The organism is Peribacillus sp. NPDC058002 (assembly GCF_042886655.1).
Taxonomy (GTDB): Bacteria; Bacillota; Bacilli; order Bacillales; family DSM-1321; genus Peribacillus; species Peribacillus aracenensis.
Genome location: NZ_JBHVQU010000122.1, coordinates 1 through 11177, shown reverse-complemented (window position 1 = coordinate 11177; position 11177 = coordinate 1). Strand labels below are relative to the sequence as shown.

The window sequence follows — 11177 nt, the reverse complement described above, 5'->3', positions numbered from 1 at the left end:
AACCACACCGCTTTACTTGGTAAATAGCAACAAAGTATGCGAAAACAGCCATAAGAAAAGACATCAAGCAGATTTTTATATTTGAATTGTGTTAGGAATGAGGGAGTAAGGAATGTTGGAACAAGTGATTTTTTATACGATTTTGGTGGCGTTTTTAGTAACCGTTCTTCTTTCGCCGATTTTCATCCCATTTTTAAGAAGATTGAAATTCGGGCAAAGTATTAGGGAAGAAGGCCCACAATCGCATCTGAAGAAAACCGGCACACCCACCATGGGCGGTTTGGTCATATTATTATCTGTCACCATCGCTACACTAGTCATGACTTTGAAATTTTCGTCACCTTCAACCGAAACATATTTATTATTATTCGTTACTTTAGGTTTTGGTTTATTAGGTTTCCTGGATGATTTCATCAAAGTGGTCATGAAGCGAAACCTAGGATTGACTTCCAAGCAAAAACTGCTTGGACAAATTGTGATTTCTGTCATCTTTTACTTCGTCTTTAAGCAGACAGACCGTTTTAATCCAGAATTGACGATTCCAGGCACTGACTTTGCTTTTGATTTTGGCTGGTTTTATCTGTTTATCGTTATTTTCTGGCTCGTAGGTTTTTCGAATGCCGTCAATTTGACGGATGGGCTTGATGGACTTGTCTCAGGAACATCTGCCATTGCCTTTGGTGCTTTTGCCATTTTGGCCTGGAGTCAGTCACAATATGATGTCGCTATTTTTTCAGTGGCGGTTGTCGGTGCAGTACTCGGGTTCTTGGTATTCAATGCACATCCAGCAAAGGTTTTCATGGGGGATACGGGTTCCTTGGCCCTTGGGGGGGCGATCGCAACCATCGCCTTGTTAACGAAGCTTGAAATTCTCCTGGTGATCATCGGCGGAGTCTTCGTGATTGAGACGCTCTCGGTCATCCTGCAGGTAGGATCTTTTAAGACGACTGGTAAACGTATTTTTAAAATGAGTCCGCTTCATCACCATTATGAGCTTTCCGGCTGGTCGGAATGGCGCGTCGTCGTGACTTTCTGGACAGTGGGGCTGCTGTGTGCGGTACTCGGAATCTATTTAGAGGTGTGGATATAATTGAAAGAGACTGCAAAGTATTCAGAGAAAAAGATATTAGTATTGGGTTTGGCAAAAAGCGGAGTGATTGCAGCTTCGCTTCTACATAAATTAGGTGCTTTCGTTACGGTTAATGACATGAAGCCATTATCGGAAAATCCTGAGGCTCAAGGACTTCTTGAACAGGGAATCAAAGTCATCTGCGGCAGTCATCCGATCGAGCTTCTTGATGAGGGCTTCGAGCTGATCGTGAAAAACCCGGGAATCCCCTATCGGAACCCTATCGTAAAAGGGGCATTGGAAAAAGGGATCCCTGTTATCACGGAAGTTGAACTGGCCTATCAGATAAGTGAGGCACCTTTCATAGGAATCACTGGTACAAATGGGAAAACGACCACGACAACATTGATATATGAAATGTTGAAGACCGGTGAAAAATCCCCGCTGGTTGCCGGTAATATTGGGACAGTGGCTTCTGGTGTTGCTGAAAATGCAAAACCCGATGATTCGATCGTCATTGAATTATCATCGTTTCAGTTAATGGGAATAGATGAATTTCGTCCTGAAATCTCAATCGTGACAAATTTGTATGATGCACATTTGGATTATCACAGTTCCAAACAGGAATATGTCGAAGCAAAAGCTGCCATTACGAAAAATCAAATAGCCTCAGATTTCATGATTTTTAATGCAAATCAAGATCTTGTTTTGTCCATGGCGAAAAAGACCAAGGCTGAACTTGTTCCTTTTTCAGCTGAAGTGAAACATGAGAATGGAGCCTATGTGGAAGATGGTGCCGTCTGTTTCCGAGGAGAAAAAATCATTGAAGTTTCAGGGATAGCCCTTCCTGGTAAGCACAATTTGGAAAATGTGCTTGCGGCCATCTCAGCGGCCAAACTGAAGGGTGTAGCCAACGAAGCCATTCAGACTGTACTGAAAACATTTTATGGTGTGGAGCACCGTCTGCAGTTTGTGGCAACGATCGATCACCGTAAATTTTATAATGATTCGAAGGCGACGAACATTCTAGCAGCATCCAAAGCGCTAACTTCCTTTACGGAACCTGTCATCTTATTGGCGGGCGGTTTGGATCGCGGAAATGAATTTGATGAGTTGAAACCGGCGATGGAAAATGTCAAAGCCGTGATAACTTTTGGTGAAACGGCAGAAAAAATTGAACGGGTAGCCAAAGAATTAGGAATAGCGAATATAAAACGTGTCGATAATGTAGAAAAGGCCGTGCCGGCTGCATTTGAATTTTCAGATGAAGGCGACTGCATTCTTCTCTCCCCGGCTTGCGCAAGCTGGGATCAATATAAAACTTTTGAGCAAAGAGGAGACATGTTTATGGAGGCCGTGCATAAACTTAAGTAAGAGCTTTCGCAGAGAGAAGTTAACTTGCTTCTACGTTGACACCATGGAAAAAAGCGATAATGAGCCGTTATCGCTTTTTTTTTGACTAAAGTGCTGACAAGCAATCAGCATTGATGTTTTATATTCGCAGGCTCGAAAAACTTCCTAGAGGTGGATGTCCGTGCCATTAAAAAAATCGAATCCTGATCTCATTCTCATTATCGTCACCTTAAGTCTTTTGACTGTTGGATTAATCATGGTTTACAGCGCGAGTGCCATTTGGGCAACATATAAATTTGATGATTCGTTTTATTTTGCTAAAAGGCAGTTGCTATTTGCCTGCGTTGGTGTCATAGCCATGTTTTTCATCATGAATGTGGATTACTGGACGTGGCGGACATGGGCCAAAATCCTTATCATCATTTGTTTCATCATGTTACTGGCTGTGCTTGTACCAGGTATAGGAATGGCGAGAAATGGTTCAAGGAGCTGGATTGGTGTAGGTGCCTTTTCGGTGCAGCCCTCTGAGTTCATGAAGCTGGCGATGATCGCTTTTTTAGCTAAGTTTTTATCAGAACGGCAAAAGTTGATCACCTCCTTTAAAAAAGGGATGCTTCCATCCTTGGGTTTAGTGTTTTTGGCATTTGGATTGATCATGTTACAGCCGGACCTTGGAACGGGAACGGTGATGGTTGGAACGTGCATCGTTATGATTTTTATATCCGGGGCAAAAATCAGTCATTTTGTTGGCTTGGGGCTAATCGGGGTAGCAGGTTTTGTCGGTCTGATTTTATCAGCGCCCTATCGGATAAAAAGGATCACGTCTTTTCTGGATCCTTGGGAAGACCCTTTGGGCAGTGGATTTCAAATGATTCAATCGTTTTATGCAATCGGACCCGGGGGATTGTTCGGATTGGGACTCGGGCAAAGCCGCCAAAAGTTTTTCTATTTACCAGAACCGCAGACTGATTTCATCTTTGCCATACTTTCCGAGGAACTTGGCTTCATCGGGGGTTCTCTGGTCATTTTATTATTTGCGCTCATGCTTTGGCGGGGCATTCGGATCGCACTTGGTGCCCCTGATTTATATGGGAGCCTTGTAGCGGTGGGGATCATTGCAATGGTCGCCATTCAAGTGATGATCAATATAGGTGTGGTAACGGGTTTGATGCCAGTTACGGGTATCACCTTGCCCCTCTTAAGTTATGGCGGTTCATCATTGACGCTCATGTTGATGGCGATTGGGGTGCTCCTGAATATTAGCCGTTATTCAAGGTTCTGAAAATAAGTGAAATATAGGGTTTGGCTAAAGGGAAGTTCTGTTAAACGCAGGGCTTCCTTTTTTACGTTGAAAACCTTTGCAGGAAAACGATTTTGGATTGTGCTTTGCCGAAATTTAGAAATAAATGAAATGCCGCTTAAATATTACCATGTATGAATGTTAAGGAATCCACAATAAATATTGGCAATACGTCTTTGTTTAGACTATAGTATAAGAGGGTTAGGCCATACTGGGGCTTGCTTCTGCTCATTTTCTGCTAAATAGGCGTAATTAATCTTGTCATATAAGTGACCTCATGGAAGAGGAAATGAAAATTATAACTTGGAATTTTTGGAACAACAAGGAGGTTTATCATGGATAATGTGATAAAGCAATTAACTGAAATGAAAATCGGCAAAGTTCTTGAACAGGAACCGCTTGCAAATCATACAACTATGAAAATTGGGGGGCCGGCTGATTTATTCATCGTGCCGTCATCCATTGAAAATATAGAAAAAACAATGAAGGTCATCAAAGAAAATGAGATTCCATGGACGGTGATCGGCAGGGGCTCGAACCTACTTGTCAGTGATGGCGGAATAGAAGGTGCCGTGCTTAAATTGGGTAAAGGACTTGATCATCTCGAGATAAATGGGCCGGAGATAAAAGCAGGAGCTGGGGTATCACTTGTCAGCCTGTCCGTACAAATCAGTAAAAAAGGATATGCAGGATTGGAATTTGCCAGTGGGATTCCCGGTTCCGTCGGCGGAGCAGTCTATATGAACGCTGGTGCACACGGTTCCGATATGAGTGAAATTCTCAAGGAGGCACATGTTCTATTTGAAGATGGAACCCTAGCTTGGCTTTCGAAGGAAGAAATGGAGTTTTCTTATCGAACTTCTCTGCTTCAGAAGAAAAGACCTGGTATCGTACTGGAAGCAATTTTTCAATTGACAGAGGGTGATAGAACCGAAATCGTTGAAAGAATGCAGAATAACAAGAATTATCGTAAAGATACCCAGCCGTATAATCTTCCATGTGCCGGGAGCATATTTAGGAACCCACTTCCACACCATGCTGGTAAATTGGTCGAAAATGCAGGCCTGAAGGGACATTCCATTGGCGGAGCTCAGATTTCACCAATGCATGGGAACTTTATCGTTAACACAGGTAATGGAAGCGCAGCTGATGTTCAAGCGCTGATACAGCATGTGAAGGATACTGTGTTTGATAAATTTGAAGTTAAAATGGAAACAGAAGTGGAAATTATCGGCAGAAAATAGTAGGATTCATTATATCCAAATATTGTGATATAATGTGTTACCTTTTAATGTTTGTTAATAACCAAATATAGAGTTTGTCTTGATTTCGCACTGTCAAGAACCATCCATTTTTTCAGGAAGAGGTGAAGGGGATGGAAAAGGGGAAAATCGTTTCCATTGAGGACCGCATCCCGAAATTAAAACAATTAAGAAAAAGCAAAGCAAACAGGCGGCTTGTTCTTTTGCTTTCCCTTTTCTTCATTCTGGTTGCTTGTGTGCTATATTTCTTATCTCCGTTAAGCTATGTGAAATCCGTGCAGGTGGAGGGAAATCGTTATATTACTTCCAAACAGATCATAAAACTGAGTAAGGTGAAGAAGGATCGAAGCATCTGGAAGGTTGATACAGGGGAAGCTGCAGCCAATATCAAAAAAAATAAAGAAATAAAAAGCGTTAAGGTGACTCCGATATTTCCTAATTCCATAAAAATTACGGTTTCGGAACATAATAGGATGGCATATCTGTCCAATAATGGGAAGTTTGCACCCATTTTGGAGAACGGGTCCGTTTTAGAGGAGCTGGCAACAGGTGAAATTCCAGTATTTGCCCCTGTTTTAATTGGTTTCAAAGAGGGTAAAGCATTAAAGTTGCTTTTAGAAGAGCTGGACAAGCTTCCTGTCGAGATTCAGAATGCCATTTCAGAAATTCATTACGCTCCAACCAAAACTGATGTCTACCATATCGTCATGTATATGAACGATGGGTTTGAAGTAAGTGCGACAAGCCGGACTTTATACGAGAAAATGATTCACTATCCATCAATTGTCAGCCAGTTGGATCCGAATGTAAAGGGAGTCATCGATCTGGAAGTGGGTTCTTATTTTAAGGCATATGAAGACGCTGAACAAAAGGAAGACACTAATGAGGAAAATTAATGGCAAACGGGTGATTTTACCCCTGGTTTGCGTGGTTCTCGGATTCATGATTGCCTTCTCTTACAATCTGACCAAAGAAGGTAAGGGTGCAGGGGAGGACAAAGCCTGGGATCAGGAATATGAACTCAGGCAGCAGCTGATCGAACAAGAGAAGCAGAACCGGGAACTTCAGTTGGAACTCCTTCAGAAGCAAGAAAATGTATCCCAAATAGAAAAAGACCTAGCGAAGGAAAAGCAGCTTTTTTTCAATTTGGCAAAGGATACGGAAAAATACCGTATGTTTCTCGGGAAAGTGAAAGTAAAAGGCTCAGGCCTGCAGGTGACTCTTGAAGATGGTACGGATATGGATTCAAAAGCCAATGTTAATAATTACCTCGTCCATGAACAGCATGTCTTCAAGGTCGTCAATGAACTATACATATCAGGTGCAGAGGCTGTTGCGATTAACGGTCAAAGGTTAAATCATGATTCATACATAATCTGTAATGGGCCTGTGATTACAATCGATGGTCAACAACATCCTGCTCCCTTCATCATTTCTGCGATTGGGGACCCGGATGTCCTGGGTGCTTCACTGGACTTACCCGGTGGCATCAAGGAACAGCTGGTTAATGAGAATATTACCTTTACAGTGGAAAAGCAAAAGAATATCATTTTTGATCCAATTATTGGAGGGTGATCAGACCGCCGGATTCGATGAAAGATTGGTGAGAAACTGGAAATGAAAAAAAAGCTTTCTTTTAGTTTGGTTACGTTGATTGCTGGCTTCATGCTCGCTATTCAATTCAATTTGGTGAATCAGCCTGTCGTTTCCGATACAAGGGATATGTGGGAGCTGAAAAGTGATTTATTGAAAGAACAGCAGACCCAGGCGGATTTAATAGAGGGTATCAGAAAGCTTGAGGGAAAAATAGCATCCTATGAAACAAAGAAAAATGAGAGTAAAGAAGAAGTATTGCGTGACACCCTGACCGAATTAAAGACAGACGCAGGTTTGACCGAAATTAAAGGTAATGGCGTCATCGTATCTATACAGCCCATCAAAGCAGATATCCTACTTGGTGAGAAGGTCGAGTATATTTCACCTGTTTTGATCATTCGGCTCATTAATGAAATGTATAGGTATGGCGCTGACGAAATTTCCATTTCAGGACAAAGGTATATATCAACATCGGTTATTCGTGATATTAATGGGCAGCCGAAAATGGACGGTTATCCTCTTGTTCATTACCCGGTCGAAATAAAGGCGATAACCGTTAATCCAAAGAAACTGAAGCAACGCATTGAAGGTTCCGAACTTATGGATGATTTCTTTATAGATAGTTTTGAAGTGCAGATCGATGTACCTTCCGGTGAGTTGACTTTGCCGGCCTACCAAAATGCTATTAATGTGGAACATATGGAACCCATTATGGATGGGGGGGAATCGTAATGTGGCTTCCGGTTTTTGGGTTATTAATAGGAATCACCCTTGGCTTTTTGGTGGATTTTGATATTCCCCATGAATATTCAAATTATCTTTCCATTGCCGTACTTGCTGCTTTTGATACCTTATTTGGGGGCATACGGGCTCATTTGCAAAATCTTTATGATGAAGTTGTATTTGTAACAGGATTCTTCTTTAATATTGTTTTAGCCGCAGGTTTGGCTTTTCTAGGTGTACATCTTGGTGTAGACTTATATTTAGCCGCAATCTTTGTGTTCGGTGTAAGGCTCTTTCAAAATATCGCCCTGATTAGAAGGATCCTAATTGAAAAATGGTCCATTTCCCGGAAAAAGCAGAAAAAAAATCTATAATTTTAAAGGGAATTAAGTTATAAATGACGAATAGTTTATGGCAGTATCTAGTTTATTAAGTGTATCAGTCTCGTTGAGAAGCGAACAATAAGCACCATAAAGTGGGAAATCTACGAGTTTTGTTCGTGAAATACAAAATGAACCGAATATCCATGGAATTCGAGAGTTGTTGTAATCAGTTCTGTTATTCTATAATGTATAAGACTTCGATATAAAAATGTTATTCTACTAATACATGTATAAAACTGAAGGAGGTGCCATGGAATGAACAGCAACGAAATATACGTAAGTCTTGACATCGGTACATCCAGTGTAAAAGTTATCATTGGGGAAATGGTCAATGACACATTAAATATAATCGGCGTAGGAAATGTTAAATCAGAAGGGCTCAAAAAGGGTTCGATCGTCGGTATAGATGAAACCGTCCAATCCATTCAAAAGGCTATAGAGCAAGCAGAACGGATGATAGGGATGGAGATAAAGAAGGTAATCGTCGGCATAAGCGGAAACCACGTGACGCTTCAGCCGTGTCATGGGGTAGTAGCGGTATCCAGTGACAATAAAGAGATTACCGAGCATGACGTTTTCCGTGTTAGGGAAGCAGCGGAGTTAATAACGATACCATCCGACAGGGAAATCATCGACGTGGTGCCGATTCACTACAAAGTTGATGAACTTGATGAAATCAGTGATCCAAGGGGCATGATAGGTGTCCGGTTGGAAATGAGGGGGATTTTAATCACAGGTCTTCGGACAATTTTACATAACACACTGCGCTGTGTGGAAAGGGCAGGGTTGGAAATAACTGATATTGCCCTTCAGCCGTTAGCCGCAGGTTCCCTTGTTTTATCCAAGGATGAAAAAGAACTTGGTGTGGCACTTGTCGATATTGGCGGTGGTTCCACGACTCTCGCAATTTTCGAACAAGGCTATTTACAATATACGTCTGTGATACCTATAGGCGGGGAAACACTTACGAAGGACCTTTCCATCGTTCTGAGGACAACGATGGAGGAAGCTGAGAAAATAAAAGTAAAGCATGGACATGCCTTTTATGATGACGCGTCTGAAGATGAAGTATTCCAAATACCGATCATCGGCAGCGATCAGCAGCAGACCTGCAACCAGTTAATGCTTTCGGATATCATTGAAGCGCGGGTGACCGAAATATTCGAGTTGATTCAAGATGATTTGAAGAGACTTGGCTTCCAGGATATACCTGGTGGTTTCGTGTTGACCGGGGGCGTCGTTAAGATGCCGGGAGTTCTGGAGCTAGCTCAATATGTGTTCCAAAACCGAGTAAGGACAGCTGAACCGAATTACATCGGTGTCAGGGAACCCCAATACACGACAGCTGTTGGTTTGATTAAACACGCATGCAAGAAAGAGAGAATGCAAAAAAACACCGCTAATAAAACTCCTGTAGCAGCTGGACAAGCTCAAGAAGATAACGACCAGCGCAGCCAGAAGGTTTCTCAGAAAAACAAAGAGAACACGGCTAAAAAACAAGGTGAAAAAGGTGAATCTAAATTCAAAAAAATCCTGGGTTACTTTTTTGAATAACAATCATTAAGAATCGGGAATTTCGTCAAAATAGGAGGATTGTCATGTTGGAGTTTGATTCTAATCTAGAACAATTAGCAACGATAAAAGTAATAGGTGTTGGCGGCGGCGGAAACAATGCGGTAAACAGAATGATCGAGCATGGTGTACAGGGTGTTGAGTTTATTTCTGTCAATACTGACGCACAGGCTCTTAATCTATCTAAAGCAGAAATCAAAATGCAAATCGGTGGGAAGCTTACTCGTGGTTTGGGAGCAGGTGCCAATCCCGAAGTAGGAAAAAAAGCTGCCGAAGAAAGCAAAGAGCAGATTGAAGAAGCGCTTAAAGGTGCCGATATGGTTTTCGTAACGGCTGGAATGGGCGGCGGTACGGGAACAGGGGCTGCTCCTGTCATAGCGGGCATCGCTAAAGATTTAGGGGCTCTTACAGTGGGTGTAGTTACACGTCCGTTTACTTTCGAAGGCCGAAAACGTGCAACACAGGCACAAGGCGGGATTTCATCCATGAAGGAATCGGTTGACACACTGATCGTCATTCCTAACGACCGCCTCCTTGAAATCGTCGATAAAAGCACGCCGATGCTTGAAGCATTCCGTGAAGCCGATAATGTACTTCGCCAAGGTGTACAAGGGATTTCAGATTTAATTGCTGTTCCAGGTCTTATTAACTTGGACTTTGCCGATGTGAAGACAATCATGTCCAACAAAGGTTCCGCACTTATGGGAATCGGGATTTCCTCAGGGGAAAACCGTGCGGCGGAAGCGGCGAAAAAAGCCATTTCCAGTCCGTTGCTTGAAACATCGATTGATGGTGCCCAAGGCGTACTGATGAATATTACAGGTGGCACGAACCTAAGTCTTTTTGAAGTCCAGGAAGCGGCCGATATCGTGGCTACTGCATCCGATCAAGACGTAAACATGATTTTTGGTTCGGTTATCAATGAAAACCTTAAAGATGAAATCGTCGTTACGGTAATTGCAACAGGTTTTAACGAGGTTGAAGCTTCAATACGGCCTACTGGACGTCCAACACTCGGACAACAGCAGCAATCAAGACCTCAGACACAACAAACGCCACAGCCAAACGTGAAGCGTGAAGTGAAGAGAGAAGAAGTCAATGAACAGCCTGCACGTAATGCCAATCAAGGTGATGAGGCCTTGGATATTCCAACCTTCCTCCGTAACCGTAATAGACGCCGTTAATATGACGTCATATGCCGTTCCCATTTGGGGACGGTTTTTTGTCTTTTATAATGTGAACTCTCAAAAGCAATTGGTGTCAATTGACCTTATAATAATGGGGCGTTTCAATCGGACCGGAGTGATGAATGAAATCTGCATTATTGGATCCATGATACTTTCTGGATATCCTGTGAACTGGAAGATGGAATTGTACTGGGTGGAATGCCTTGGCAGAAGGGAGTCCACATCATTTGTTCACTTTCATTCATAAATGTAAAAAGATGAAGAGCAATAAATTATTAAACTTTTATAACATAAATCGACAGAAGTAAAAGGGAGCAGGATAGTCTCTAAGACGGTATTGAAAATATCAATGGCTGTTTTTCTACAAAAAGGGTAAAAATGACTGAAAAACTCTTAAGTTTTCAGTACAAAAAGTGACACACTTTCTAAGGGCAGGTACGCTATACTTTTTGCTAGTGGAAGGTTTGTTAATAAAGGGAGGGGAGGGTGTTTGACTTTATATTTAGATGTGATCTGGTTGTTGAATTGGTTATTTGACTGCCTCCTTTTATATTGGACCGCAATCATTCTTAAACGAAGGGTGGCTCTTTGGCGGGTATGCATCGGCGGATTGATTGGTTCCCTCATTATCGTATTGGCATTCACTCCTTTTTATGCATTTGCCGACCGAGTGTACATGAAGATTTTAGTATCCCTTGTCATGGTGCTGGCAACCTTTGGGTTTAATAGGTC

General features: G+C 42.2%; 11 protein-coding genes. All 11 read left to right on the top strand.

The window, feature by feature from the left end; translation table 11 throughout:
• Positions 1 to 112 precede the first annotated feature (112 nt).
• Positions 113 to 1090, top strand: a complete 978-nt coding sequence (gene mraY, locus ACFVSH_RS18045) for a phospho-N-acetylmuramoyl-pentapeptide-transferase (protein ID WP_192203963.1) — start codon at positions 113 to 115, stop codon at positions 1088 to 1090.
• The gene (murD, locus tag ACFVSH_RS18040; protein ID WP_387707162.1) at positions 1091 to 2443 is read left to right on the top strand and encodes a UDP-N-acetylmuramoyl-L-alanine--D-glutamate ligase; all 1353 of its coding nucleotides are present in this window, start codon (positions 1091 to 1093) and stop codon (positions 2441 to 2443) included.
• A 160-nt stretch (positions 2444 to 2603) separates the two neighbouring features.
• Positions 2604 to 3704 carry a stage V sporulation protein E gene (gene spoVE, locus ACFVSH_RS18035; RefSeq protein WP_192203965.1) on the top strand — a complete coding sequence of 367 codons (1101 nt, stop codon included), beginning with the start codon at positions 2604 to 2606 and terminating at the stop codon, positions 3702 to 3704.
• Between the two features lie 353 nt (positions 3705 to 4057).
• A complete protein-coding gene (gene murB, locus ACFVSH_RS18030) occupies positions 4058 to 4966 on the top strand; it encodes a UDP-N-acetylmuramate dehydrogenase (RefSeq protein ID WP_387599738.1) in 909 nt (302 codons plus the stop codon).
• Positions 4967 to 5097: 131 nt separating this feature from the next.
• The gene (locus ACFVSH_RS18025) at positions 5098 to 5880 is read left to right on the top strand and encodes a cell division protein FtsQ/DivIB (protein ID WP_387599741.1); all 783 of its coding nucleotides are present in this window, start codon (positions 5098 to 5100) and stop codon (positions 5878 to 5880) included.
• Positions 5867 to 6559, top strand: coding sequence for a DUF881 domain-containing protein (locus tag ACFVSH_RS18020; protein ID WP_387707159.1), 693 nt, complete (start codon positions 5867 to 5869; stop codon positions 6557 to 6559). Before ACFVSH_RS18025 ends, ACFVSH_RS18020 begins: the two co-directional genes overlap by 14 nt.
• Positions 6560 to 6601: 42 nt before the next feature.
• Positions 6602 to 7312 (top strand): DUF881 domain-containing protein, encoded by a 711-nt coding sequence (locus ACFVSH_RS18015; RefSeq protein WP_387707157.1) that lies wholly within the window; start codon positions 6602 to 6604, stop codon positions 7310 to 7312.
• Positions 7312 to 7677, top strand: coding sequence for a small basic family protein (locus tag ACFVSH_RS18010; RefSeq protein WP_098371078.1), 366 nt, complete (start codon positions 7312 to 7314; stop codon positions 7675 to 7677). Before ACFVSH_RS18015 ends, ACFVSH_RS18010 begins: the two co-directional genes overlap by 1 nt.
• 264 nt (positions 7678 to 7941) lie before the next feature.
• Positions 7942 to 9240, top strand: a complete 1299-nt coding sequence (gene ftsA / locus ACFVSH_RS18005; protein WP_214750823.1) for a cell division protein FtsA — start codon at positions 7942 to 7944, stop codon at positions 9238 to 9240.
• Positions 9241 to 9284: 44 nt separating this feature from the next.
• On the top strand, positions 9285 to 10442 hold the full coding sequence (ftsZ, locus tag ACFVSH_RS18000; RefSeq protein ID WP_098371076.1) for a cell division protein FtsZ: 1158 nt from the start codon (positions 9285 to 9287) through the stop codon (positions 10440 to 10442).
• Positions 10443 to 10935: 493 nt separating this feature from the next.
• A partial coding sequence (locus ACFVSH_RS17995; RefSeq protein ID WP_387707155.1) for a sigma-E processing peptidase SpoIIGA occupies positions 10936 to 11177 on the top strand: 242 nt, incomplete at its 3' end.

What these genes read in the sequence shown, in the direction of transcription:
- mraY (WP_192203963.1), top strand. Translation starts at nt 113, where the DNA reads ATGTTGGAACAAGTGATTTTTTATACGATTTTGGTGGCGTTTTTAGTA.
- ftsZ (WP_098371076.1), top strand. Translation starts at nt 9,285, where the DNA reads ATGTTGGAGTTTGATTCTAATCTAGAACAATTAGCAACGATAAAAGTA.
- ACFVSH_RS18025 (WP_387599741.1), top strand. Translation starts at nt 5,098, where the DNA reads ATGGAAAAGGGGAAAATCGTTTCCATTGAGGACCGCATCCCGAAATTA.
- ACFVSH_RS18020 (WP_387707159.1), top strand. Translation starts at nt 5,867, where the DNA reads ATGAGGAAAATTAATGGCAAACGGGTGATTTTACCCCTGGTTTGCGTG.
- ftsA (WP_214750823.1), top strand. Translation starts at nt 7,942, where the DNA reads ATGAACAGCAACGAAATATACGTAAGTCTTGACATCGGTACATCCAGT.
- ACFVSH_RS18010 (WP_098371078.1), top strand. Translation starts at nt 7,312, where the DNA reads ATGTGGCTTCCGGTTTTTGGGTTATTAATAGGAATCACCCTTGGCTTT.
- ACFVSH_RS18015 (WP_387707157.1), top strand. Translation starts at nt 6,602, where the DNA reads ATGAAAAAAAAGCTTTCTTTTAGTTTGGTTACGTTGATTGCTGGCTTC.
- murB (WP_387599738.1), top strand. Translation starts at nt 4,058, where the DNA reads ATGGATAATGTGATAAAGCAATTAACTGAAATGAAAATCGGCAAAGTT.